Raw genomic sequence first — 26,376 nt, 5'->3', positions numbered from 1 at the left:
CGGCCTCTTAGGATTGCAGTTCCTCCAGTACGGTCTGCGCCCGTTCGTGCATGCTCCGAAGCTCGTCACGGAAGCTCACCATCTTCTCCAGCTTGCGGTCCAGCAGCTCCAATTGATCGCTCAGCTTCTGCTCCAGCTCCGTCAGCTTCTCGATCCGTCCCTCCTGCCCATCGCGGCCTTTGTAATTCTGGCGATAATGCTCCAGCGAATGACGGAACGACACGAATTGCTGCAGATCCTGAAGCGAAATGCCGAGCACTTCCTTGGCATCCACAATCCGGCGCAGATTGGTTATGTCATCGGCTGTATACAGCCGCGTACCCTTCTCGCTCCGGTGCGGCGAATCCAGCAGCCCGATTTCTTCGTAATAGCGGATCGTCCGTTTAGTCAGCCCGGTCTCTTGAGCGACTTGTTCAATTTTCAACCAGTTCATGCTAGCCTCCTTGATTTCTACTCATGAAAATTTTCAGCAAGTCAGCATTCTTTTTCATATCCATCGCCAATTATATTTAATGTTTACGTTAACGTCAACTTTTATTTGCAAAACATCCCATGTTCCCCCCCTAATATAGGGAAAAAGCGGCCCGCCTTGAAGCAAATGAATGCCCAGGCTGCCGCTACTCTCTTGATTGATATTCAATTCGCGAGCTTGTCTGTTCCTCCGTGTCCGGGACCGAACATATTCAGCACGACAACGCCGATTACGATCAGCGCAATGCCCACCACGCTGCCGATGCTGATTTTCTCTTTCCATACCAGAACGGAAATGAGAACCGTTGCTACCGTCCCGACGCCCGACCATATCGCATACGTCACATTTAACGGTATCGTCTTCATCGTCAGGGAAATAAAAAAGAACGAGCACACGAACGCCACAATTGTAAAAAGAGTCGGATACAGTTTCGTGAATCCCTCCGAGGCTTTTAGCATAGAAGTTCCGACAAGCTCGCTGGCAATGGAAATTGCAAGAAACAAATAGGCCATTATTTTCCCTCCTTCGTCCATCTCTTCAACTCTTCAAGCACACGCTTCCTAAGCTCCTCTCCAGGAGGAGCCAGTCCGAATCTTTCGGCATACCACAAGCCGTCGGCCGCAAGCCTTACAATCGTGGCCAGTACCGGATCGAGGCCGTCATTTTCCATCTTTTGTTGAATAACGGAGTACTCATCCCGCATCTTGGCCAGCATCTCCGGGTTGGTAAAAAGCGCTGCATACAGCGCCGCAGTCAGCTCGCTTTCGCAGTCTTCGAAGGAAGCCCCGGCATAAGCTCGGCTCCATTTGCCCCTGTCCAGCTCATCCTTCTCCACTCTCTCATTAAGATCCCGGACAAACTGCTCCGACAGCTGTTCGACCATGCTGATTATCAGCTTCTCCTTGTTGGGAAAATGGTAGAGCAGTCCTCCCTTGCTGATGCCCGCCTTCTTCGCTACGGCTTCAAGGGTTAACCGTTCCACTCCTTCTTCCTTAACCAGAACTGCTGTGGCTTTTAAAATCAGCTCTCTTTTGGATTGCCGTCCTATTGTACTCATTTGGAAGTTCACCTCACCTATTTACTATACCGTCTGGACGGTATATTTTCAATTCTTAGTCAACCGCTTCGTATTTCTTGCACAATTTCACATATATTTTCTGTTTTATTGAACGCGGAAAAACGAAAATAATGTCTTTTTTTAGCGAATATCGAGATTGGGATAGATTGAGTTCGATATCAGCAGCATATATGCTACTTATTCAGTCAAATTGAAGAATATATCCAATTTCCATGAAATTAGCGATTTTACAAAAAACAAGGAGGACCATATGATGATTCCAATTCGATAAAGCGGTTACATTAAAGCGCAAAGACCTCATAATGGCAATTTTACTAATACTCGGCATCATCCGACTTGAATGCGGAGTTACGGTTTTAATGAATTTGCCAACAGAGAGCTATTCGCTATCTTTTGTGCAAACGTTTGCTTGCTTGAATTAGAACATCTCTTTTCATTAGTCCGGCATTTGATATGAAGGAGCTTATGGATTTGCAGGACTTTATCGACTTCAGTCAGACAAGTCTATTGAGGCGGCAAGCTTGATCTTCCAGATGCGCTCCCGCTTTTCGAACAGTCAATACCCGAATGCCTACAGCGTTCGAAGGCAAGACGGGCTTTTCGGGAATGTGATGACAGCACAAAGCATAAAGGCCGTTACAGCACCATACTAAAAAGGAGGCAGAAAATGCAATCGGTTAAAAAGTGGTCTTCATCTTTTTTGGCACTTGTCATGATATTTTCTCTGTTGCTATACGTTTCACCGAAGCAGGCAGCCGCAGCGGCAAGCACATCCAATTTTACATGGGATAATGCAAACGTTTACTTTGTGATGACGGACCGTTTTTATGACGGCAACTCATCAAACAACAATTCATACGGCAGGCCTTCCGTCGATGCTAAGGGCAGTAATATCGGCACTTTTCACGGCGGTGATATCAAGGGTCTGACGAAAAAGCTGCAAGAAGGATACTTTTCGAATCTCGGAACGAATGTCATTTGGCTGACCGCGCCTTATGAGCAGATGCATGGGTGGACGGGAGGCGGAAGCGGCGGCGATTTTGCCCATTATGCCTATCACGGTTACTACGCCAATGATTTCACGGAGATGGACAAAAATATGGGCACCATCGACGAAATGCGTGAATTCGTGGATTTAGCCCATTCCCTGGGCATCCGGGTCGTATTGTGGATGTCGTGATGAACCATGCCGGCTATTCGACCATCAAGGATATGGAGCAATACGGATACGGCACACGGCTGAACGGGATGACCAGCAGTTGGGTCCCGGGAAGCGGACAAACCTGGCACAGCTTCAACGACAACATCGACTATAACGATGCGACAAGCTGGGCTAAATGGTGGGGAGCGGGCTGGGTCAGAGCGGGAATCGCCGGATATACGGCCGGCGGCGGCGACGATTTGACGCAGACGCTTTCGGGCTTGCCAGACTTCAAGACCGACGTGACGACAAGCCAGGGTCTTCCTCCGCTTCTCAAGACGAAATGGGCGCAGGAAGGTAGCTCCAACAACGCATGGGTCGTTCCGGCGGCAAGCGGACTCCGTCAGGACCTGGGGATCGCTCCCGCGGATTATATTGTGAAATGGCTGTCTTCCTGGGTACAGGAGTTCGGCATCGACGGTTTCCGCTGCGATACTGCCAAGCATGTGGAGCAATACAGATGGAAGCAGCTTAAGGATTCCACAAATGCGGCTCTTCAAACCTGGAGAGCGAATAATCCGACCAAACCGGGCGCCAACTGGACGGACAATTTCTGGATGACCGGCGAAGTCTGGGGTCATGGCATTTCCAAGGATTCGTATTACAGCAACGGGTTTGATTCCCTTATCAATTTCTCGTTCCAGAATTCCAATTTGAACGATCTGGAAGGCTTGTTCTCCAGCTATGCCAGCCAGCTTAACAGCGACAGCGATTCATCCTTCAATGCGTTGAGCTACATTTCGTCACATGACACGAAGCTGTACGACCGGAACTCGTTGATTCAGGCGGGAACCGCGCTGCTGCTGCTTCCGGGTGGCGTTCAGACTTACTACGGAGATGAAAGCGGCAGAGTGTTCGGGGCAACCGGTTCGGATTCGACACAGGGCACGCGTTCGGACATGAACTGGAGCAGCATGAATACCGATGTGCTTCAGCACTGGCAAAAGCTTGGCCAATTCCGCAATAATCATCCCGCTGTTGGAGCGGGCACCCATAAATTGCTGGCCAGCTCGCCTTACACCTTCAGCCGCACGTATACCAATGCCGCTAAAGGCATTGACGACAGAGTAGTGGTTGCGACAGGCGCCTCCGGCTCGACATCCGTAACCGTCAGCGGGGTATTTGGCGACGGAACTCTGGTCAGAGACGCTTATACGGGCGCAACGACAACCGTCAGCGGTGGCAAGGCCGTATTCACCGCAGGCTCCAAGGGAGTTATCCTGATTGAAGCGGCAGGTCCCATCCAATACGATCCCAGTGTATCCGCTTCTCCCGCTGGCGGTAAGTTCACGACGGACGAAGTCTCGGTAACGCTGAGCACCGCATATGCCGACACCTCGACATATACGACAGACGGCAGCGAGCCAAGCGCAACAAATGGTCAGACTTACACCAACGGAACGATAATTACGTTAGGCTCGGGCCTTGCCGTAGGCGAGTCCGTGACGCTGAAGCTCTGGGCGGTTAAAGACGGCAAGAACGCAACGGCTTCTTATACGTTCACCAAAGCGGACCCTCCCGCTGGACTGACGATTCACTTTAAAAAGCCGTCCACCTGGAGTGATCCTCAGTTGTATTATTATGAAACAACACCGACCACGACCGGGCCAACCTGGGCGACATCCCCGGTGATGACGCTTGAAAGCGGAAGCTGGTATGTTTACACCATTCCGGCGGTAGACAGTGCAAGAGTCATCTTCAAGGACGCTTCAGGCCATCAGACTCCGGCGGCCAATCAGGCCGGTGTGCTGCGTACGCAAGAAAGCTGGTTCGACGGTACTAGCTGGTATACCCAGAATCCGGATGATTCAACGGCGCCGACAGCTCCGACCGAGCTTCAGGCGAGCGCCCATACGAGCTCTTCGGTAACTCTGGCCTGGAACGCGGCGACAGACAATGTCGGCGTGACGGGATATAACATTTACCGCGACGGCGTTTTGGTGGGAACGGCCACCGGACTGTCCTACACTGACAGCGGCCTTACGGGAAGCACGTTGTACAAATATACGGTCAAAGCCAAGGACGCTGCGGGCAACCTGTCTCCGGCAAGCAACGAGGTGTCGGTAACAACCGATGTCGAAACGGGCAACTCCGTAACCGTCTATTATAAACCGGGATACAGCACGCCATATATTCATTATCGTCCGGAGGGCGGAACCTGGACCACTGCACCTGGAGTCGCGATGACAGCGGCTGAAGTATCCGGATATTATAAAATAACGGTCAACATCGGTTCGGCCAGCCGTCTGGAAGCAGTATTTAACAATGGAAGCGGCACCTGGGACAACAACGGCGGCAGCAATTACTTCTTCAATCCCGGAACTTCGACGTATTTCGGGTCGGGTGTCATTATTCCCGGAGCGCCAACAACGGCAGACCAGGTCACTATTAAAGTAAAAGTTCCGTCTACAACGACCGACTCGGATTCCGTCTACTTGGCCGGCAGTCTCAACAGTTGGAACGCGGCGGACCCGGCTTATAAATTGACCAAGAACACTGTCGATGGTACCTATAGCATCACGCTTAGCCTGGCGCCGGGAACCTCGATTCAGTACAAAATCACGCGCGGCGCGTGGACAAGTGTCGAAACGACATCCAGTGGAGGGGATGTTACCAATCGAACGTACACCACAGTAAGCGGCAATCAGGCGATCGGCATCACAGTCGCAAAATGGAAGGATAAATAGGCAAACTCCAAATTATAATAATTTGGCACAGAGACCGCCGGGCTTTCGTAGCCGGACGGTCTCTTTTATTTAATAAGAATCATGGCAGCACAGCACTCCATGAGCCAAAAAAAGGCCAAGGACATTGGTCATTCCCATGCCCCCAGCCTTTATGCAGTTCGTATCGTTTGATTCCTATCAACCATCCAGACGGAATTAGGGGTGATCTCCAAGGAGGTTACACCCGCAATCCCGCACTCTATCAGGTCTTTTACTTGTCTCCCTGCTTCTCCATCGCCGCTTTGAGCAGATCGCCCAGACTCGTGCCGAGGCTCTCCGGCTTGCTGTACTGCTGTACGAGCTTCTGCTGCTCGCGCTTGTTCATATGCTTGCTGTCCTTGTCCATCGTCTCCGTTATGCCGCAGCCCAGGCACTGCACGTACATCCCCGCCTTGCCTTCCTTCAGCTCCATCTTCTTGTGGCATTGCGGACAGCGGCGGTTGGACAGCCGTTTCTCGCCTGCTCTCGTATAGCCGCAATCATCTGCCGGGCAGATCAGCAGCTTGCCGCGCTTCGACTTCTTCTCCAGCAGCCGCGTTCCGCACTGCGGACAGTGGCTGTTCGAAACATTATGCGGCTTGTACTCCGCACCACTGTTCTTGACTTCGGCGACCAGTTCCTTCGCCATTCCACGGATTCCCTGGAGAAAAGGCTCCGGCTTCCCCTGGCCGCGGGCAATCCGCTCCAGCTCCGATTCCCATCGGGCTGTCAGGTCCGGCGTGCGCAGCTGTGGGGAGACTAACTCGATCAGCTGTTTGCCCTTTCCGGTCGGGTGCAACTGGTTGCCCTGCCGCTCAATCGTATCCGACGAGACAAGCTTCTCGATAATATCCGCCCGTGTCGCCGGCGTTCCGAGACCGTGCTTCTCCATCTGCGTCAGCAGCGAGGCTTCGTTATAGCGGCCCGGCGGCTGGGTACGGCCGCCTTTGAGCAGACAGCGGCGGATCGTCACCTGCTCGCCCTGCCGAAGCTCGGGAAGTGTAATCCCACGTCCATCAGCGGCTTCTCCGCCTTCGCCTGCTTCATCCTCCTCAGACAGGCTCAGATCGCCGCCGTAGACCTCGCGCCAGCCGGCATCCTTGACAGTTGATCCCTTCGCTGTGAATGTCTCGCCGTCCACAGTAACCGTCACCGCCACCGCATCAAAGCGGGCGGGCGGATAGAACAGGCTAATGAATCGGCGCACGATGAGATCGTACAGCTTCCGCTCCTCTGCGTTCAGTTCATTCAACAGCACCGTCTGCTCCGTCGGAATGATCGCATGATGATCGCTTACCTTGCTGTCGTCCACAATCCGCTTCGTTATATTCAGCGGCCGGCGAAGCAATGGACGGGCCAAAGACGCGTAAGGTCCGATCGCGACACTGTCCAGCCGCTCCTTGAGCGTTCCGGTCATATCCGCCGTCAAATAGCGGCTGTCCGTCCGCGGATAAGTGACGAGCTTATGCTGCTCGTACAGCCGCTGCAGCACACTGGACGTCTGCTTCGCGGAGAATCCGAACCTCCGGTTCGCGTCGCGCTGCAGCTCCGTCAAATCGTAGGCGAGCGGATGCGGCTCGCTCTTCTCGCTCTTCTGCACCTTGGTCAGCGTGCCGTTTCGCCCTTCCAGCTTCTTCGCCAGCGCCGCGCTCTGCGTCTTGTCGAAGATACGCCCGTCGCCGCTCTTGCTGCGCCACTGGGCCTGGAAGTTCCCGAAGTCCGCCGTCACCGTGTCGAACTCCTGGGACCGGAAATTCAGAATCTCCTTTTCCCGGTCCATGACCATGCCCAGCGTCGGCGTCTGTACACGTCCCGCCGACAGGGGCGCGCCGAACTTCGTTGTCAGCGCGCGCGTCACATTGAGGCCGACCATCCAGTCAGCCTCGGCCCGGCAGCGGGCCGATTCGTACAGCCGGTCGAACTCCCGGCCCGGCTTCAGCGATGCGAAGCCTTCCTTGATCGCCTTGTCCGTCTGCGACGAGATCCACAGGCGCCGGAACGGCTTTTTCCACTGGGCCATCTGTATAATCCATCGCGCCAGCAGCTCGCCTTCCCGCGCCGCATCCGTAGCGATAATGAGCTCCCCGACATCCTGACGCTTCATCAGGTGCTGCACGGCTTTGAACTGCCCGCCCGTCTCCCGGAGCACCTTCAGCTTCATCCGGTCCGGCAAGATCGGCAGATCCTCCAGCGCCCAGGTTGCATATTTATGATCATAATCCTCGGGCTCCGCCAATCCTACCAGATGGCCCAGCGCCCAGGTCACGATATACTTTGGTCCTTCCAAATAACTCTTCTGCTTCTCGCGGCAGCCCAGCACCCGCGCAATTTCACGCGCGACCGACGGCTTCTCCGCCAACACCAAATCTTTCATGACTCGCTCCTTTCAAATACCGTTCCCTTACTGCTTCAATTCCATATGCGCTTCGAAAAAAATCTTGTCCCCCTGCATTCCCCGCAGATAGAACTCATGCTCATGTGCTCTGCCCACGCTAACGGCTATCTCATCCCTGTAAGCTGCTTCCTGCAAATACGTTATTTGGAACCGCTGAAGCTGCCCGGTGCGGAATATCTCCAATGGCAAAGCATCACAGCATACATCCCCATACTTCGCATTGTTCAAATGACCATAGTTATCCAGTCCGCTGTATCGCACCTGATACCGATAAGCTTCCTCTAACCGAAGCTCCACTGGGGTCGCCACTTTGTCCGGCATATCTCCCACCGAGTCGCCGGTATAGTGATGAACGTCAGCCCGGAGCGCGCTTGGACGCAAAATCTTCCGCTTGACGATATCAACCAGCGCCCAGGTAGAACGGGCTGAAATCATCTCTCGGCCGTCCTCTTCATCAAAAATCCGGTAATCCCGCTGCCACAGCGGCCCCTTCGTACCTTTGCTCCAGGTTCGGACATTCAGCCGGTTCCCCTGCCGGGGCAACCGTCCGATGTGGAGATCCAGCGTCATCAGCATCCAGCCCATTTCGGCCTGCAGCAGATCGCCCAGACTGACGCCCATGCCTTCCACGGCCGAGTCGGCTGCATGCTGAAGCATATCCAAGATAAAGGACAGCTTGCCCTGTCCATGAACATCCGTATCGTTGGCGTATACCTTATGCGATTCGTTCCAAACCGCTTTCGATGGTTGTTCCATGATCTTGCCCCATTCTCTTGTAATTTAGCGGATACGCCGCTTCCTCCCAAGCTTGAGAGCATACCTTCTAAATCTATTCCCTTTTCCCTAGAAAAAGCAAGTCCAACAACGTTGAATACATGCAAAAAACCACTGCTGAATACTCAGCAGTGGTTCATGTGCTTGGCAGCGTCCTACTCTCCCAGGACCCTTCGGTCCAAGTACCATCGGCGCTGGAGGGCTTAACGGTCGTGTTCGGGATGGGTACGCGTGGAACCCCTCCGCCATCGCCACCAAACGGGCATTTGCGGTACAAATGCATATTCAGGCTTGATCACCTGAAAACTGGATCGAAACGAATCTTGCGTTGTCTTGGATAAGCCCTCGACCGATTAGTACTGGTCAGCTCCATGCATTGCTGCACTTCCACCCCCAGCCTATCAACCTTGTCGTCTTCAAGGGGTCTTACGTATTGGGAAATCTCATCTTGAGGGGGGCTTCACGCTTAGATGCTTTCAGCGCTTATCCCGTCCGTACATAGCTACCCAGCCGTGCTCCTGGCGGAACAACTGGTGCACCAGCGGTACGTCCATCCCGGTCCTCTCGTACTAAGGACAGCTCCTCTCAAATTTCCTGCGCCCACGACAGATAGGGACCGAACTGTCTCACGACGTTCTGAACCCAGCTCGCGTACCGCTTTAATGGGCGAACAGCCCAACCCTTGGGACCTACTTCAGCCCCAGGATGCGATGAGCCGACATCGAGGTGCCAAACCTCCCCGTCGATGTGGACTCTTGGGGGAGATAAGCCTGTTATCCCCAGGGTAGCTTTTATCCGTTGAGCGATGGCCCTTCCATGCGGTACCACCGGATCACTAAGCCCGACTTTCGTCCCTGCTCGACTTGTAGGTCTCGCAGTCAAGCTCCCTTCTGCCTTTGCACTCTTCGAATGATTTCCAACCATTCTGAGGGAACCTTGGGACGCCTCCGTTACGCTTTAGGAGGCGACCGCCCCAGTCAAACTGCCCGCCTGACACGGTCCCCGTACCGGGTTACGGTACCAGGTTAGAACCTAGATACGATCAGGGTGGTATCCCAACGTCGCCTCCACCGAAGCTGGCGCTCCGGCTTCCTAGGCTCCCACCTATCCTGTACAGATCGTACCCAAGTTCAATATCAAGCTGCAGTAAAGCTCCATGGGGTCTTTCCGTCTTGTCGCGGGTAACCTGCATCTTCACAGGTATTAAAATTTCACCGGATCTCTCGTTGAGACAGCGCCCAAGTCGTTACGCCATTCGTGCGGGTCAGAATTTACCTGACAAGGAATTTCGCTACCTTAGGACCGTTATAGTTACGGCCGCCGTTTACTGGGGCTTCGGTTCACAGCTTCGGGTTACCCCTAACCGCTCCCCTTAACCTTCCAGCACCGGGCAGGCGTCAGCCCGTATACTTCGCCTTGCGGCTTCGCACAGACCTGTGTTTTTGCTAAACAGTCGCTTGGGCCTTTTCACTGCGGCCCCCTCGGGCTATTCACCCTACCGAGGCACCCCTTCTCCCGAAGTTACGGGGTCATTTTGCCGAGTTCCTTAACGAGAGTTCTTCCGCGCGCCTTAGAATTCTCTTCTCGCCTACCTGTGTCGGTTTGCGGTACGGGCACCTTCTCCTGGCTAGAGGCTTTTCTTGGCAGTGTGAGATCATGACCTTCGCTACTATAAGTTTCGCTCCCCATCACAGCCCAGCCTTACGGTGTACGGATTTGCCTATACACCAGCCTCGCTGCTTAGACGGACATCCATCAGTCCGCGTCACTACCCTCCTGCGTCCCCCCATTGCTCATAACGGATTATGGTGGTACAGGAATATCAACCTGTTGTCCTTCGACTACGCCTTTCGGCCTCGCCTTAGGTCCCGACTGACCCTGAGCGGACGAGCCTTCCTCAGGAAACCTTGGGCTTTCGGCGGATCAGATTCTCACTGATCTTTTCGTTACTCATACCGGCATTCTCACTTGTATGAAGTCCAGCTGTCCTCTCGGTCAACCTTCAATCCGCATACAACGCTCCCCTACCCCTGGATCGACTTCACTCCTGCCTCGAAGCCCTGTGTTTATCCCCTGGGAACCATTTGGCCTCAAGCCTGGATAACCGGCTCTTCGGCAAATATGTTCTTGTGATAAACACCGCCTCAAAGAAGCAGTGAAGTCGATCCAAGCCATAGCTTCGGTGGTGTGTTTAGCCCCGTTACATTTTCGGCGCAGAGTCACTCGACCAGTGAGCTATTACGCACTCTTTAAATGGTGGCTGCTTCTAAGCCAACATCCTGGTTGTCTGTGCAACTCCACATCCTTTCCCACTTAACACACACTTGGGGACCTTAGCTGATGGTCTGGGCTGTTTCCCTTTTGACAATGGATCTTAGCACTCACTGTCTGACTCCCGGTTAATCAGTCTATGGCATTCGGAGTTTGACTGAGCTTGGTAACCCTTGCGGGCCCCGCACCCAATCAGTGCTCTACCTCCACGACTGTCATTTCCGAGGCTAGCCCTAAAGCTATTTCGGGGAGAACCAGCTATCTCCGAGTTCGATTGGAATTTCTCCGCTACCCCCACCTCATCCCCGAACTTTTCAACGTTCGTGGGTTCGGGCCTCCAGTGCGTGTTACCGCACCTTCACCCTGGACAGGGGTAGATCACACGGTTTCGGGTCTACGTCCACGTACTCATTCGCCCTATTCAGACTCGCTTTCGCTGCGGCTCCGGCTCCTCGCCTTAACCTTGCACGTTAAACGTAACTCGCCGGTTCATTCTACAAAAGGCACGCCATCACCCCTATAATGGGCTCTGACTTCTTGTAAGCACACGGTTTCAGGTACTCTTTCACTCCCCTTCCGGGGTGCTTTTCACCTTTCCCTCACGGTACTGTTTCACTATCGGTCGCCAGGGAGTATTTAGCCTTGGCAGATGGTCCTGCCGGATTCATACGGGGTTTCACGTGCCCCGCACTACTCGGGATCCGTCTCGGAGGGAACAGACTTTCAACTACAGGGCTTTTACCTTATCCGGCGGGCCTTTCCAGACCTCTTCGTCTACCCTGTTCCTTTGTAACTCCATGTGAGACGTCCCACAACCCCAGGGAGCAAGCTCCCTGGTTTAGGCTGTTCCGCGTTCGCTCGCCGCTACTGACGGAATCACTCTTGTTTTCTCTTCCTCAGGGTACTTAGATGTTTCAGTTCCCCTGGTCTGCCTCTTCATTGCCTATGTATTCAGCAATGAGTGACTGTGCATTACCACAGCCGGGTTTCCCCATTCGGACACCCCCGGATCAACGCTTGCTTACAGCTCCCCGAGGCGTTTTCGTTGTTCGCCACGTCCTTCTTCGGCTCCTGGCGCCTAGGCATCCTCCGTGTGCTCTTACTAGCTTAACCAACGCTCTGGCGTTTGGCTGTTTCTGCTCCGCTTGGTGGAACCTCTTCTCCGCCGCTCACGCTGCTTCGAACACCGCTTCCATCCAAATTCGCTCCAACATCCAAACCCCTTCGCTTAAGCACTCTTACAAACTTCGCTTGCTAGACACAAGCTCAGCTCAAAGGAATGTTCTAAAACGCAATTTTCGTTTCGGTATCCAGTTTTCAAGGATCAATCTCTGAATTCTTCGGTCGATCACAGATTGTGCCGATGAAGAATTCGGAGAGTCGTCCAGACCAAAGCCTTTCCGACTTTGAGAGCTTGAACTCTCAAAACTGACCAACGAGTGAGCAACTAACCGACCGGTTAGATTTTTTTGAATGTTTCCGCTACGGGAAACGATTCTCCATAGAAAGGAGGTGATCCAGCCGCACCTTCCGATACGGCTACCTTGTTACGACTTCACCCCAATCATCTACCCCACCTTCGGCGGCTGGCTCCCTTGCGGGTTACCCCACCGACTTCGGGTGTTGTAAACTCTCGTGGTGTGACGGGCGGTGTGTACAAGACCCGGGAACGTATTCACCGCGGCATGCTGATCCGCGATTACTAGCAATTCCGACTTCATGCAGGCGAGTTGCAGCCTGCAATCCGAACTGAGACCGGCTTTATAAGATTGGCTCCACCTCGCGGTTTCGCTTCCCGTTGTACCGGCCATTGTAGTACGTGTGTAGCCCAGGTCATAAGGGGCATGATGATTTGACGTCATCCCCACCTTCCTCCGGTTTGTCACCGGCAGTCACTCTAGAGTGCCCAGCCTGACCTGCTGGCAACTAAAGTCAAGGGTTGCGCTCGTTGCGGGACTTAACCCAACATCTCACGACACGAGCTGACGACAACCATGCACCACCTGTCTCCCCTGTCCCGAAGGCCTACGCTATCTCTAACGTATTCAGGGGGATGTCAAGACCTGGTAAGGTTCTTCGCGTTGCTTCGAATTAAACCACATACTCCACTGCTTGTGCGGGTCCCCGTCAATTCCTTTGAGTTTCAGTCTTGCGACCGTACTCCCCAGGCGGAGTGCTTACTGTGTTAACTTCGGCACCAAGGGTATCGAAACCCCTAACACCTAGCACTCATCGTTTACGGCGTGGACTACCAGGGTATCTAATCCTGTTTGCTCCCCACGCTTTCGCGCCTCAGCGTCAGTTACAGCCCAGAAAGTCGCCTTCGCCACTGGTGTTCCTCCACATCTCTACGCATTTCACCGCTACACGTGGAATTCCACTTTCCTCTTCTGCACTCAAGCCATCCAGTTTCCGATGCGACCACAGGTTGAGCCCATGGTTTAAACACCAGACTTAAATCGCCGCCTGCGCGCGCTTTACGCCCAATAATTCCGGACAACGCTTGCCCCCTACGTATTACCGCGGCTGCTGGCACGTAGTTAGCCGGGGCTTTCTTCTCAGGTACCGTCACTTCTCTAGCAGTTACTCTAGAGAACGTTCTTCCCTGGCAACAGAGCTTTACGATCCGAAAACCTTCATCACTCACGCGGCGTTGCTCCGTCAGGCTTTCGCCCATTGCGGAAGATTCCCTACTGCTGCCTCCCGTAGGAGTCTGGGCCGTGTCTCAGTCCCAGTGTGGCCGTTCACCCTCTCAGGTCGGCTACGCATCGTCGCCTTGGTGAGCCGTTACCCCACCAACTAGCTAATGCGCCGCAGGCCCATCCCTCAGTAACAGATTGCTCCGTCTTTCATCCTTTCCTCAGGCGAAGAAAGGAATTATCCGGTATTAGCTACCGTTTCCGGTAGTTATCCCAGTCTGAAGGGCAGGTTGCCTACGTGTTACTCACCCGTCCGCCGCTAAGTTAATCCGGAGCAAGCTCCTTCATAACTCCGCTCGACTTGCATGTATTAGGCACGCCGCCAGCGTTCGTCCTGAGCCAGGATCAAACTCTCCATTAATGAAAAGCTGATTTGCTCATTTTGAATCTGACGAGAATTAAATTCTCTTAATACTCACTCGTTGTTCAGTTTTCAAAGATCAAACGACTCAATTTCTCAGTCTTTCCTGCCGCTTCACTTAATGTCTCAGCAGCAACTTTTATACTATACCATTATTACATCGAAAAAGGCAAGTCATAATTTTTACCAGACATCTAAGTCACTTATCCAAGACTTTCGAATCAGCCACCTTGTAAGCGGCCGGATAAAGAATATAACACGTTAGTCGATCCGTCATCAACCGGTAAGTTCACCCAGTTAATCAGGCTCAACAGCACACAGATTCTCTAAGGAGCGTCCCCGCCTCTCACGGGATCTATAAGATAATCGTCCGGTTAATCTAAGAATAGCGTTCTTTGGACATTCTTCTATAATATATAGAAAAAACGAGCCGATCCGTGAGGACCAGCTCGTATGCATGGATTTTATTCAAAAACCGAGGCCTTATTTCTCTGTCAGAATCCGCACGCCACGTCCCGGTACAGCCGCCGTACCCTGGAATGACTCGCCTGTCAGCAGATCCTTGAGCGAGCGCTCGCCGATTTCGGCAGTCAGCTCATTCTCGGTGTGGTTGAGCAGGAACAGGTACGATGCTCCGTCTTTCACCCGGCGCGCCGCCTCAAGTCCCTCAGGGGCATTCACCAGCGGGCTGATTTGTTTGTCGGCGCACAGGTTCGCCAGGAATCCTTTGAGGAAATCGGCGTTCGGACTCGACGCTACGTAGTACGCCTTGCCTTTTCCGAATTGGTTCACCGTAAGAGCCGGCATCCCGATATAGAAATCGGAGCCATATACCGCCAGTGTCTCCGCTCCCTCTGTATGAATCAAGTCGCACAGAATGCCGCATTCATAGCTTCCGCCCAGCTTGTTCCATTCCTGCTTCATAACGAGCTGATTGCTCATGCCGGGCAGCAGGGCATCGATTTCCTCCGCCCAAATGCCGAGCACCTTGCGCAGTTCGCCTGGGTAGCCGCCGACGGTGACCAGATCGTTCTCATTGACAATGCCGCTGAAGAAGGTCGTTACGAATGTTCCCCCCGCTTGTACAAAAGCCTCGACCTTGGCGGCAAAGCCCGGCTTGCTCATATACATAACCAGAGCGATGACAATCTCGTATTTGGACAGCTCCTCTTCCACCCCAATCATATCGGTCTCGAAATGCTGGGTGAACAGCGCGTCATAGTATTTATGAACTTCATTTACGTAATCCAGCGCGACGGAAGGTCCGCTCGACAGATCGAGAGCCCAACGGTTCTCCCAGTCGTACACGATGCCTACTTTGGCGGCGCTCCGCGCATCCAGAAGTTCGTCTCCGAGCAGCTGCAGCTCTCGTCCAAGCTCGGCCACCTCACGGAATACCCGTGTATGCTCATGTCCGGCATGCTCGATCACGGCGCCGTGGTATTTCTCGCAGGCCCCGATCGACCGGCGAAGCTGGAAGAAGAGCACCGTGTCCGCTCCGCGCGCCACTGCCTGGTAGCTCCACAGCCGCATAACGCCCGGGCGCTTCAACGAATTGTAAGGCTGCCAGTTCTGCTGGCTCGGCGTCTGTTCCATCAGCATGAACGGCTGGCCGTGCTTGAGTCCCCGCATCAAATCATGGGTCATAGCGGTATGGCTAACCGGCGTATCCAGCGAAGGATAGTTATCCCAGGAGACGACATCCATATATTTGGCCCATTCAAAATAATCCAGCTCCGGATAAAAGCCCATCAGATTCGTCGTAATCGGCACGCCCTGGCTGTGCTCCCGAATAGCGTCATATTCGATCTTGTAGCATTCCAGCAGACTGTGAGACATAAAACGCCGGAAATCCAGCGATATTCCCTGGAAGTTGGTCCGGTTGCCGTTCCACTCTTCGCTGAGTTCGCTCGGCAGCACAATTTCGTCCCAATCGTAAAACGTATGGCCCCAGAATCGCGTGTTCCATGCTTTGTTCAAGGCGTCGAGAGTACCGTACCGCTCCTTAAGCCATACCCGGAAAGCGGCTTCGGACTGTTCCGAGTAGTCGTATCCGCCATATTCATTGGAAATATGCCAGGCCACCAGCGTTGGATGGTCCTTATAGCGCTCCGCCAGCTTTCCCGCTAACCGTGCGGCGAACTTGCGGTAGACTTTACTATTCGGATTGGAGTTATGCCGGCCGCCGAACTTGCGCTTTCTCCCCATGACATCGACCCGGGTGACTTCCGGGTATTGGCGTGCCATCCAGGCCGGATGCGCGCCCGTTGCTGTCGCAAGGCAGACATAAGTCCCGTTCTTGTACAGCCGGTCCATGGTTGCGTCAAGGAACGAGAAATCATAGGTATCCTCGTCAGGCTGGATCATCGCCCAGGAAAAAACATTAACCGTAGCTACATCGATGCCCGCCAGCTTGAACATCCGGTCATCTTCCGCCCAATCGGGCGCTTCCCACTGCTCCGGATTGTAGTCCCCGCCATACCAGATCTTTGGCAGCTTATCGTTGATCAAGTTGAGCACTTCCTTTATAGTATAATTATATTTTAATTGTAAACGTCTTCAGATCACCGTTAAATATAATATTCGGGACATAACATATAATTATATGGAAGTGATAATATGCATCCCCCACTCATTGAAGGCCACCGCAGAATTCAATTCGCCGATGAAGGCGGACGCCTTCTTCCCCTGACGATGGAGAGCATCGGCTACAACCCCCAGCAGGAGCAAGTATCCCGTCCGGACGGCTACCACCTGCACCACTGGATCGAAACGTTATCCGGCGAAGGTATCCTCCACTTCGGCGACAAATCGGTGCCATTGCCGGCAGGTACGGGAATGCTGCTGCTTCCGGGCGTTCCTCACCGGTACGAAGCGCTGGAGGGCAAATGGCAGACCTATTATTTGACCTTTGGCGGAACGTCCGCCGAATCCATACTGGAATCGCTGGAAATTCATTTCTCCGCCTTTTTCAGCTGGGAGCAGGAAGCGCCGCTGAACGGAATGGTGGGCCGTATGCTGGAGCGCCAGGAAGCGGGCGGAGACATGCTCGGCCTGGAATCATCAACAGGAATTTACCGTTTCCTCCTTACCTTGAGCAAGTTCGGGCAGCATCGCAGCAACGCTCCGATCAGCCGCAATATCGACAAGCTGCAGCCTCTGCTGAACTGGATGGAGAGCCGCTATGGAGACCCGGATATCGGCCTCAGCGACTTGTCCGCCTGTCTGGGCGTGTCCGGACGCCATCTGGGTAATCTGTTTCTCCAGACCTTCGGACTGTCCCCTTACGCCTATATGGTCCGGCTTCGCATACGGAAGAGCAAGGAAATGCTCATTGGAGAGCCCTCCGTAACGGTAAAAACGATCTCACAACGCGTGGGCTTCCGGGATGTGAGCCATTTCGTGGCCACTTTTCACAAACAGGCGGGTGTTACCCCCGAGCAGTTCCGCAGATTACACTAAGTTTGGATTGACACAGGATGGACTCGGGATTAATTCGATATTGACTCGATATTGACTCGAAATTGCCTCTGATATAAACGCCTTATCCCGTTCGATAATCCCATGCGCTCAACTGGAAATCGAACATTATAACAAACGCAAAATCTCCACCCCGAACGGCTCAAGCTTCAGCTCGCCGTTATGAATGGCGCCGCCAAGCAGCCCGGCATAATCTCTCGGAAGCGCCAGGGTTTGCGGCTCCCGGCTTAGGTTAAGCACGAACAGGAAGCTGCCGTTCTCCCCGCTGCGCCGCGAAATCTGAACACCTTCCGGCAGGCCAGCGAATCCCGGAATTCCGAACTTGTCCGCAATTCCGCCCAGCAATCCCGTCCAGAAGCGTTCCTCCGGCTGTGTGCCGGCATAGTATATCTGGCCTTGTCCGCAAGCGTTCACGGTAACGGCAGGTTTTCCGGCGTAATAATCATCCCCGTACCAGGCCAGCGGCTCGGCCCCCTTCAGTTCGAGAAGATCACACCACTGGCTGCAGGCGTACTCTGCGCCGAAAGCATCGCGGAGAAAATCCAAGCTGCTGATGCAGAACCCCCATCTCACGCTGTCGCAAATCTCGGAGATGGTCGAGTTCCACGATGTCAAATATTTCAGCCAAGTATTCAAAAAACGGGAAGGCGTCACCCCCAAGGAATACCGATCAAGTCTGGAGGTGTGATTTTAATTAGTACCAATCGAGAAAGGCTTGAGCAACGGCTGAACCCGCCAGACCGTTCGGATGAGGATCATCCTTACCGCTCATATACTCGGGGCGAATCCGGTTCTCCTCCGGCGACGGCATTGCCAATACGGCGGCGATATCGAAGATACGGTCCGCTCCTTCGGGCGGATTCTCCCGGATGATCCGGTTGACCTCCCGATAGTAGACCTCGCGTTCCCCTGTGAAGTTGAACGGAGGAACCGTCCCGAGGATGATGCGGGCTTCCGGCTGACGCCGTTTGATCCCGCTGATAATGCTATTCAGGTCACCCAGCAGTTCGTCCGCCGTCCGGCAGCCGATATCGAGATCATTGACGCCGAGGACAATGACAATCTCGTCGCCTTGCGCCGCTTTGTCCAGCCAACCCTTCTCCGCCGAAGCGTCATAAGATCTCGCCCAGCCTGAGCCGAGATTCCAGACCCCATAATCCGGCCCCAGCCCTTTCGCGATCCGCGCCGCCCAGAACTCATAGCGGTCTCTCGCCGTCCGGACGCCCTGCGTGATCGAATCGCCGAAGAACACCAGATTTCGGGAGACCTTCTTCCGGTATCCGATAAAGCTCGGCAGCAGCTGAAGATTATCGGTCAGCTTGAACGCAGCCGCTCCGCTATCCGCCGCATGGCCGCCCGGAGTTTCATATACGGAGGCCAGATTCTGCTCCACGTTATAGGGAACGGATTTGCCAGGCTTCAGCGCCGTAATCGTCCAGGTGAACGCCAGAAAGTGACCCTCAGGCAGCTCCAGATCTACCTCGTCGCTCCAGAAGCTTTCGCCTGGAGCCACGTTTTTTACCGCAAGGCCGCTGAATGTAACCTGCACCTGCGAGTTCTCTACAACTCCCCCATCAGGATCGGTGCCGCCGTCCGCCACATAAGCCGCTTCAATTCTCCACTCTCCGCCGGTTTCTCCGCCTACGGATTCCTTGCCCTGATCCCAGGTGGAATCCACGCTGTTGCCATGCCAGAACTTCAAATGCAGCGGTCCCGTCTCTCTGACACGGACGTACGTGCGGAATGTTCGGGTAAAAGCTTCATCCCGATTCATGATATAGTTGGCCGCGCTGGAAAGAACGGTTGCCGGGGCATAGCCCTGGCGCAGTATGTTCGCAGGTTGCTCTATGTGTGTCATGATCTTTCATCCTTCCAAATTATAGAGTCGATAAATCAAAGCCAGTCACTTCGGATTGCATTCCAAAAAGGAACCGGAGTATGATCCGGTTCCTCTTGGCTGCCTGTTAGCGGGCGTATCCTTGCCTTGCGGCGCTCGCCAACAATTAATTCAATTCGATGGTGAACGTTACGGAAGAAGAGCCCGCGTTCACTTGTACGGCACCTTCAGCAAGCTCTGCGCCCTTCACGGATGCGATCGTTCCGAGATCATGCAGCTCCAGGCTGAACGCCTTGCCGCTGCCTTCCGCGCTGACCGTAATCGTCTTGCCTTCCCGCGCAGCCGTTACGCGCAGTTCAGGCGCGCCCTTCACGTTGCGAACCGTAGCGGAAGTCGAAGCTCCGTCCTCTAATGCGTACAGGCCGAACTTCACGCCGTCTGCGAAGTCGTAATCCGGGCGGTTGTCGACGCTTCCCCGGGCCAGCAGCGTGTTCGGACGAACGAACAGCGGCAGGCTCAAGAAGTCGTAGGTCTCCTTGCGCCACGCTCCTCCATCCACGGTTTCTCCCGTCAGCAGATGCGTCCAGCGGCCCTTAGGCAGGTAGTATTTCACCTCGCCGCTTTCCTGGAAGACCGGCGCGACCAGCAGCGATTCGCCGAGCATATACTGGCGGTCCAGCAATTCGGCCGCAGGATCATCCGGGAATTCCATGATCATGGCCCGCATCGATGCCCAGCCGTTCTCGTGAGCCTGACCGGCTACATCGTACAGGTAAGGCATGAGGCTGCATTTCAGCTTCGTGAAGAAGCGGGTTACATCGACAGCTTCTTCGTCATACGCCCACGGCACGCGGTAGGAGCTGCTGCCGTGCAGGCGGCTGTGGCTGGAGAGCAGACCGAAGGCCAGCCAGCGTTTGAATACGTGAACCGGAGCCGTGTTCTCGAAGCCGCCGATGTCATGGCTCCAGAAGCCGAAGCCCGACAGGCCGAGGGACAGGCCGCCGCGAAGCGATTCGGCCATCGATTCATAGTCGGCGTAGCAGTCGCCGCCCCAGTGAACCGGGAACTGCTGGCCGCCAGCGGTAGCGGAACGGGCGAATACGGCCGCTTCGTCCTTGCCGAGCTTCTCTTCCAGTACGCCGAATACCACCTTGTTATAGAGGTGCGTATAGTAGTTGTGCATTTTCTGCGGATCGGAGCCGTCGAAGTACACGACATCGGTCGGAATGCGCTCGCCGAAGTCGGTCTTGAAGCTGTCCACGCCCATATCGACCAACTGGCGCAGGTAGCCTGCGTACCATTCGCAAGCGTCCGGGTTGGTGAAGTCGACGAGGGCCATTCCCGGCTGCCACAGATTCCACTGCCAGACATCGCCGTTCGGCTTCTTCACAAGGTAGCCGTTCTTCTTGCCTTCCTCGAACAGGCGGGAGCGCTGGCCGATGTAGGAGTTGATCCAGACGCAAATCTTCAGGCCTTTCTCTTTCAGTCGCTTCAGCATGCCTACCGGGTCCGGGAATACCCGCTCATCCCACATGAAGTCGGTCCACTGGAACTCGCGCATCCAGAAGCAGTCGAAGTGGAATACATGCAGCGGCAGATCGCGTTCCGCCATGCCATCTACGAACGAGCTTACCGTCGCTTCATCATAGTTGGTAGTGAATGACGTCGTCAGCCACAGGCCGAACGTCCACGCCGGCGGCAGTGCGGGCTTGCCGGTCAGCGATGTATATTTGGAGATTACATCCTTCGGCGTCGGGCCGTCGATGACATAATACTGCAGGCTTTCGCCGGCGACGCTAAACTGCGCTTTCTTCACTTTTTCCGAAGCGATTTCGTACGAGACCAGCTCCGGATGATTCACGAATACGCCGTAACCATTGCTTGTCAGGTAGAACGGAATGTTCTTGTACGCCTGCTCCGAGCTGGTGCCGCCATCCTTGTTCCAGATATCAACCACCTGACCGTTCTTGACAAAAGCAGTGAAGCGTTCGCCCAGGCCGTAAACCCATTCGCCCACGCCAAGGTCCAACTCTTCGCGCATATAGGTGCTTCCGTCCGGACCGTTAACATGTGCCATCGATTTGTATCCGCTGCCTGTAATACGCTCTTCGCCACGGTAGAAATCAACAGACCACTGAGCGCCCTTGTTAATGACAACGCTAAGACTGCCGCTGGTCATCACGGTCTTCTCGTCGGTCTCTTCAATCGTCACATGGTCGCCGTTGCCTTCGTTAAGCTCGAACACGGGGCCGCGTTCCAGCACACCGTCAAAATGAACCAGCTTCACGCCGATCACGCCCGGAAGCGGGGAATGGAACTTCATCGTCAGCAGCGTGGTATTGATCATATCTCCACGGCCCCGGAGCGGGGTTGTCGATGCGTAAGCGGTCAGTCCGTTGCCGGTCTTGTCTACTGCATAGGCCTGTACCGCTGAATCCAGAGTAAATCCTTCGCGGATCAGCCAGTTGCCGTCTGAAAATTTCATGAGAGAATGTCCACCTTTCGGTTGGTAATATCGGGCCGATGCAGAAGGCTAATCAAGGGCAAGCGATTATCCGTAAGCGGCGGTCCCGTAGAAGGTTTGTATTTTCTTATAATTGCATTATACTGATTATGAAAGCGTAAAACTAATATAATACAGCTTATTTATAGCACTATTATGATGTTCATCTGTACAAGGAGGGGAATTATGGACAAAACGGCGCAGCGGCTTCTGAAGGAGGACCGCGTTCACGGAGACAATCTGTTTCCGCTGGCCGCCTACTGGATTGAACTGCCGGGCGGAGAGCAGGTGCTGGACACCCACTGGCATGTCGAAGCCGAGTTCTTTCTGCTTCTGGAAGGCGAAATCCAGTTTCAGGTCGATACGGACTCCTTCCCGCTTCGGGCCGGCGAAGCTATTTTTATCGATCCGGGCGACATCCATTCAGCCTACTCGCTGAATAATGAACCGTGCCGGTTCTGCGCGCTCGTCTTCCATCCCGATCTTCTGCAGAGCGCCCAGTATGATGCGATTCAGCAGAAGGTGATCGTCCCGTTCCTGGAGAGACGCCAGACCTTCCCGCGCGTGCTGTCTCCCGATTCCCCCTGGCAGCGGGAGCTGCTCGGGCTTCTGGACGGCATGATGAAAGCCTATGCGGAGCAGAAGCCGGGCTGCGAAGTGTTCATGAAGGCCTCGCTGCTGATGATGCTCTCCTATCTGGCTGCCGAGGAGCGGCCTTCTAATCGCAGCCGCTCGGACGACGCCGACACAACCAAAGTCAGCCGGCTCAAAAAAGTCATCCAGCATATCCAGGAGCATTACCGCGAGCCGATCCGCATTCAGGAGCTGGCAGAGCTCATCCCTATGAGCGAAGGCCAATTCTGCCGGTTCTTCAAGTCGATGACCCGCAAGACGCCGGTCGATTACATCAATTCCTACCGGGTGCGCCAAGCTGCGGATTTGCTCCGGCAGACGGAACGCAAAATATCCGACATCGCGTTCGATGTCGGATTCGATAATGTGAGCTATTTCATTAAAGTGTTCCGCAGAATCATGAAGAGCACGCCTTCGGAGTTCCGCAAAGGGCGGGAGCCGGAGCCCCGGCAGCCGGCGGGCTTATCTGCGGATTCGTGAAGCTCGGATTTCGGCCGGGAACGCGAACAAGCGGCGGACCTGTAAGGTGAGCCGCCGCTTGCCGGGTCATGGATGCGGCCGCATCCACGCAGGGGTAAGCTGCCGAGTGGGCAGATTGCCCTCTTCTATCTAGCCGAACGGTTAGCCGAACCGTTTGCGGTATCCGCACCGGCGGCACAGGTCCTCGACCGCCTCACGCCGGGAGAAGCCGCATACGAGATTGTTCGCCCGCTCGCCCTCCACGATTTCGGAGAACGGGGTCTCATGAACGTTGCCGAGCTTGATGACACCCTCTCCGTCCAGACAGCAGGGCACCACCGTTCCGTCGACCAGCACGGCGGCCTGGGTTCGCAGCGCATGGCAGAAGCCTTTGCCGTCATCTTCCGGCGCGCCCATGCTGGGCCACTGAAACTCGTGGTCCTGATGAAGAAAGATGCGCTCGGCGATCTTGATGCTGCTTCCGGGCATGATCTTCTCTTCGATCCGGTAGTCCAGGCCGAACGCGTCTTCCAGCACGGACATCGTCGCCCGGTTCCGGCTCCGCAGCAGGTTCGTCAGATTATCCGGTGTCAGATTCCACAGCCGGAAGGAAATGTAGACGCCCTGCGAGGAGGCCTCCTTGGCAAATTCGATGATCTGCCGCAGATAGCCCTCGCGGTCCTCTGAGCCTTCGTGACCGTCAAAGCTATGCAGCGAGAAGTTCATCTGGCGCAGCGCCGGCTTGCCCTGGATCTTGGGTCCCGCCTTGCGGATCAGCGTTCCGTTGGTCGTAATGTTGACCTTGAAACCTTTCGCATCGGCGGTGTCAAGCAGCTCGTGGATTCTCGGATGCAGCAGAGGCTCGCCCTTTACATGCAAATAAATATGGGAGGTGTGCGGCTTGATCTGATCCAGAATCGTGCCGAATGTCTCCCTGTCCATGAACTTGGCCGCTCGTTCCGTCGGCGGGCAGAAGCTGCATGCCAGATTGCAGACGCTTGTAATCTCGATGTATATCTTCTTAAATGTCCTCAAGCATGGCTCCCGCTTTCTTTTACCATTGATCCGCAGCGTATTTCAGTCCGATTTGTTTGCGCGCCTCTTCCATGACCTCCGCCGTCGCCAGCGAATTGGCATGGGAATTGACGGCGCTCTCCCGTTCGCCCGATTTCAGCAGATTGATGAACTCCTGGGCTTCATAATACATGGACTCAAAGACCTGGGGAACGGTAATCTCTTCGACAATGCCGTCCCGGTAACGGATCTTCACCTCATATGGATGATTGATCTTGTCGATCACCATCGTTCCGTTCTCCCCCTGAATTTCGGCGGGAAGATAGGATTCCGTAATCTTCGAATACAGCACAACAGCGTCCATATCGTCGTAGCGCATAATCACGCTGCCCTCGCCGTCTACGCCGGAGGACAGCAGCACTCCCGTTGCCTTGACCGTATCCGGCTTGCCAAACAGGGTGACCATGGGATACAGACAGTAAATACCGAGATCCATCAGAGCGCCATTCGAGAACTCAGGCTTGAAGGCGTTCATCACCTTTCCTTGCAGAAAGGCGTCATACCGCGAGGAATACTGACAGTATCCCGCAAAATAACGGCGAATCCGCCCAAGCTTGTACAGGTTGTCGCGGATCACCCGAAAGTTCGGCACAAGCGTCGATTTCATCGCTTCCATGAACAGCACATCATGGCGGCGCGCCGTTTCGATCATGCGCTTCATCTCGGCACTGTTGGAAGCTGCCGGCTTCTCGCAGAGCACATGCTTGCCGTGGGTCATCAGGCAAATCGCCTGCTCGGCATGCAGGGAATTCGGGCTTGCGATATAGACGGCATCAATCTCGTCGCTTTGCGCCATTTGCTGCAGATCCGTATAGACGGTGGCGCCGGCATACTTGGCGGCGAATGACCTGCCTTTCTCTTCGGTGCGGGAATACACGGCAGTCAGCAGAAAATCCTCATTCTCCAGTCCCGACTCCAGGAAACGGTCGGTAATCCAGTTGGTTCCGATTACGCCAAAACGAATCGTCATGCAGTGATCTCTCCCCTTATCCAGCCTGAACAGACTTATATGTAGAACTCTTCCAATTGGCGGGTGATCTCCGCCTTGTCGTGCTCTACTACGGTCATATGCTGCGGCAGCGCGGCAAGGCCGGCGATCTGCGGCGGGAATTCCTGCGCAATCTTGAGCAGGGAAATCGCTTCGTCAAATTTGGCCGGATGGGCGGTTGCGAACGTAATGCAGACTTCCCCCGGGCCGTTATGAGCTTCGTAAGCAGCAACGCCGCAGGCGGTATGCGGATCAAGCAGGTAGCCGGCCTCGGATTTATATTTGCCGATAATATTCAGGCATTCGTCGTTCTTCACGCCAAGCGCGGCGAAATCGGTCTGAACCTGCTCCAGCAGCTGCCCGTCCACTTTAATGGCTCCCTCGCCCGCCAGCTTGGACATATAGCCGTTCACGGCAGCGGAATCCTCGCCCGTCAAATAATACAGATAGCGCTCGAAGTTGCTGGCAACCTGGATGTCCATCGAAGGGCTGTGCGTGCTTTTGAAATCTCCGGGCTTGTACTCTCCCGTCTTGACGAAGCGCTCCAGAATGTTGTTCTCGTTCGTGGCGATAATCAGCTTGCCGATTGGCAGACCCATTTTCTTCGCCAGATAGCCCGAGAAGATGTTGCCGAAGTTGCCGGAAGGCACGCTGATGTTCACCGTCTTGCCCTGCGCCGCTTGCGGCAGCTTCAGCACAGCATAGAAATAATAGACCGTCTGGGCCAGAATCCGCACAAAATTGATCGAATTGATCGCCCGCAGGTGGTATTTGCTCTTGAACTCCAGATCGGCGAACAGTTCTTTGATCACCTTCTGGCAGTCGTCGAAATTGCCCTGAACCGACAGATTCAGCACATTGGCGTCATCAACGGTCGTCATCTGCAGCTCCTGCACCTTGCTGACCTTGTTATGGGGATGCAGAATGCAGATCTTGATGCCTTCCTTGCCGCGTACGCCGGCGATTGCCGCCGCACCCGTATCGCCGGAAGTTGCGCCGAGAATATGAATGATTTCACCGCGGACTCTCGAAATATAGGAATACAGTTCGCCCATGAACTGCAGCGCCACATCCTTGAACGCAAATGTCGGCCCGTGGAACAGCTCCAGAATATACAGCGAGTCGTTGATCTCCTTAAGCGGCGTCACTTCGGGGTGGCGGAAAGTCCCATAGCTCCGCTCCACCATTTCCTTGAGATCCCCGTCCGGAATTTCCCCGTTCGTATAATAGGAGAAAATCTTCAGGAACAGCTCCTGAAAGCTCAGGTTCCGCCATTCCTCCAGCGTCGCCGAAGATACGGACGGAATGACATCCGGAACCATGAGTCCCCCGTCATCCGCCAGTCCCATCAGGACCGTATCGATAAAACCTCTCGGTTCCACTTTGCCTCTTGTACTGATATATTGCATGCTCTACCCCCTGAATATCGCGCTTTCGCATTTACCA

The 26,376-nt window shown here is 54.5% G+C and carries 17 protein-coding genes and 3 rRNA genes; 5 read left to right on the top strand and 15 right to left on the bottom strand.

Annotated features, from left to right (window positions below; all coding sequences use genetic code 11):
* Positions 1-7 precede the first annotated feature (7 nt).
* From PSTEL_RS03735 to PSTEL_RS03725, 3 genes are all read right to left on the bottom strand, one after another.
* The gene (locus PSTEL_RS03735; protein WP_038693556.1) at positions 8-433 is read right to left on the bottom strand and encodes a MerR family transcriptional regulator; all 426 of its coding nucleotides are present in this window, start codon (positions 431-433) and stop codon (positions 8-10) included.
* Positions 434-636: 203 nt separating this feature from the next.
* Positions 637-984, bottom strand: coding sequence for a DMT family transporter (locus tag PSTEL_RS03730; RefSeq protein WP_038693554.1), 348 nt, complete (start codon positions 982-984; stop codon positions 637-639).
* On the bottom strand, positions 984-1,529 hold the full coding sequence (locus PSTEL_RS03725) for a TetR/AcrR family transcriptional regulator (protein ID WP_038693552.1): 546 nt from the start codon (positions 1,527-1,529) through the stop codon (positions 984-986). The genes PSTEL_RS03730 and PSTEL_RS03725 overlap by 1 nt, the downstream gene beginning before the upstream one ends.
* 832 nt (positions 1,530-2,361) lie before the next feature.
* Between PSTEL_RS03725 and PSTEL_RS27360 the strand changes: the two genes are divergently transcribed.
* The gene (locus tag PSTEL_RS27360; RefSeq protein ID WP_169744529.1) at positions 2,362-2,730 is read left to right on the top strand and encodes an alpha-amylase family glycosyl hydrolase; all 369 of its coding nucleotides are present in this window, start codon (positions 2,362-2,364) and stop codon (positions 2,728-2,730) included.
* A complete protein-coding gene (locus PSTEL_RS27355; protein ID WP_052098174.1) occupies positions 2,730-5,438 on the top strand; it encodes a carbohydrate binding domain-containing protein in 2,709 nt (902 codons plus the stop codon). The genes PSTEL_RS27360 and PSTEL_RS27355 overlap by 1 nt, the downstream gene beginning before the upstream one ends.
* A gap of 250 nt (positions 5,439-5,688) precedes the next feature.
* On the opposite strand, the gene PSTEL_RS03715 is transcribed toward PSTEL_RS27355, so the two are convergent.
* The 6 genes from PSTEL_RS03715 to PSTEL_RS03690 all read right to left on the bottom strand — a co-directional run bounded on the left by PSTEL_RS03715 (position 5,689) and on the right by PSTEL_RS03690 (position 16,467).
* On the bottom strand, positions 5,689-7,830 hold the full coding sequence (locus PSTEL_RS03715) for a DNA topoisomerase III (RefSeq protein WP_038693551.1): 2,142 nt from the start codon (positions 7,828-7,830) through the stop codon (positions 5,689-5,691).
* Positions 7,831-7,857: 27 nt separating this feature from the next.
* Positions 7,858-8,607, bottom strand: a complete 750-nt coding sequence (locus PSTEL_RS03710) for an acyl-[acyl-carrier-protein] thioesterase (RefSeq protein ID WP_038693549.1) — start codon at positions 8,605-8,607, stop codon at positions 7,858-7,860.
* A 160-nt stretch (positions 8,608-8,767) separates the two neighbouring features.
* Positions 8,768-8,884, bottom strand: a 5S ribosomal RNA gene (gene rrf / locus PSTEL_RS03705).
* A gap of 74 nt (positions 8,885-8,958) precedes the next feature.
* Positions 8,959-12,009: ribosomal RNA gene (locus PSTEL_RS03700) — 23S ribosomal RNA — on the bottom strand.
* Between the two features lie 392 nt (positions 12,010-12,401).
* Positions 12,402-13,956 (bottom strand): 16S ribosomal RNA (locus PSTEL_RS03695).
* The 16S, 23S and 5S rRNA genes sit together here, the layout of an rRNA operon.
* Before the next feature lie 483 nt (positions 13,957-14,439).
* The gene (locus PSTEL_RS03690; protein WP_038693547.1) at positions 14,440-16,467 is read right to left on the bottom strand and encodes a beta-galactosidase; all 2,028 of its coding nucleotides are present in this window, start codon (positions 16,465-16,467) and stop codon (positions 14,440-14,442) included.
* 108 nt (positions 16,468-16,575) lie between these two features.
* Between PSTEL_RS03690 and PSTEL_RS03685 the strand changes: the two genes are divergently transcribed.
* Positions 16,576-17,418, top strand: coding sequence for an AraC family transcriptional regulator (locus tag PSTEL_RS03685; RefSeq protein WP_084064658.1), 843 nt, complete (start codon positions 16,576-16,578; stop codon positions 17,416-17,418).
* A 126-nt stretch (positions 17,419-17,544) separates the two neighbouring features.
* On the opposite strand, the gene PSTEL_RS03680 is transcribed toward PSTEL_RS03685, so the two are convergent.
* Positions 17,545-18,072 (bottom strand): beta-galactosidase trimerization domain-containing protein, encoded by a 528-nt coding sequence (locus PSTEL_RS03680; RefSeq protein ID WP_084064656.1) that lies wholly within the window; start codon positions 18,070-18,072, stop codon positions 17,545-17,547.
* On the opposite strand from PSTEL_RS03680, the gene PSTEL_RS28295 reads away from it, so the two are divergent.
* Positions 18,029-18,124: an AraC family transcriptional regulator gene (locus PSTEL_RS28295; protein ID WP_245625066.1), complete on the top strand. Its 96-nt coding sequence runs from the start codon at positions 18,029-18,031 to the stop codon at positions 18,122-18,124. The genes PSTEL_RS03680 and PSTEL_RS28295 overlap by 44 nt on opposite strands.
* Before the next feature lie 6 nt (positions 18,125-18,130).
* Here PSTEL_RS28295 and PSTEL_RS03675 read toward each other — a convergent pair whose 3' ends face one another.
* Both PSTEL_RS03675 and yicI read right to left on the bottom strand, forming a co-directional pair.
* Entirely contained in the window at positions 18,131-19,294 is a 1,164-nt protein-coding gene (locus PSTEL_RS03675) for an SGNH/GDSL hydrolase family protein (protein WP_038693544.1), read from the bottom strand.
* 145 nt (positions 19,295-19,439) lie between these two features.
* Complete coding sequence (gene yicI, locus PSTEL_RS03670; RefSeq protein ID WP_038693542.1) at positions 19,440-21,758, bottom strand: alpha-xylosidase; 2,319 nt, start codon at positions 21,756-21,758, stop codon at positions 19,440-19,442.
* 204 nt (positions 21,759-21,962) lie between these two features.
* Here yicI and PSTEL_RS03665 point away from each other — a divergent pair, with 204 nt between their 5' ends.
* Positions 21,963-22,889, top strand: coding sequence for a helix-turn-helix transcriptional regulator (locus PSTEL_RS03665; protein ID WP_052098173.1), 927 nt, complete (start codon positions 21,963-21,965; stop codon positions 22,887-22,889).
* A gap of 141 nt (positions 22,890-23,030) precedes the next feature.
* Here the strand turns inward: PSTEL_RS03665 and PSTEL_RS03660 are convergent, their stop codons facing one another.
* From PSTEL_RS03660 to thrC, 3 genes are read right to left on the bottom strand one after another with little or no spacing between them, the layout of a single operon-like run.
* The gene (locus PSTEL_RS03660; RefSeq protein WP_038693540.1) at positions 23,031-23,903 is read right to left on the bottom strand and encodes a radical SAM/SPASM domain-containing protein; all 873 of its coding nucleotides are present in this window, start codon (positions 23,901-23,903) and stop codon (positions 23,031-23,033) included.
* Between the two features lie 19 nt (positions 23,904-23,922).
* A complete protein-coding gene (locus PSTEL_RS03655; protein ID WP_038693539.1) occupies positions 23,923-24,912 on the bottom strand; it encodes a Gfo/Idh/MocA family protein in 990 nt (329 codons plus the stop codon).
* Positions 24,913-24,947: 35 nt separating this feature from the next.
* Positions 24,948-26,339: a threonine synthase gene (gene thrC / locus PSTEL_RS03650; RefSeq protein ID WP_038693537.1), complete on the bottom strand. Its 1,392-nt coding sequence runs from the start codon at positions 26,337-26,339 to the stop codon at positions 24,948-24,950.
* Positions 26,340-26,376 lie beyond the last annotated feature (37 nt).

Origin of the sequence: Paenibacillus stellifer, assembly GCF_000758685.1 — a bacterium.
In the GTDB taxonomy this organism is placed as follows: domain Bacteria; phylum Bacillota; class Bacilli; order Paenibacillales; family Paenibacillaceae; genus Paenibacillus_AQ; species Paenibacillus_AQ stellifer.
Note: the sequence above shows the minus strand (reverse complement) of the source record. Positions and strands in the feature narration are given on the sequence as shown.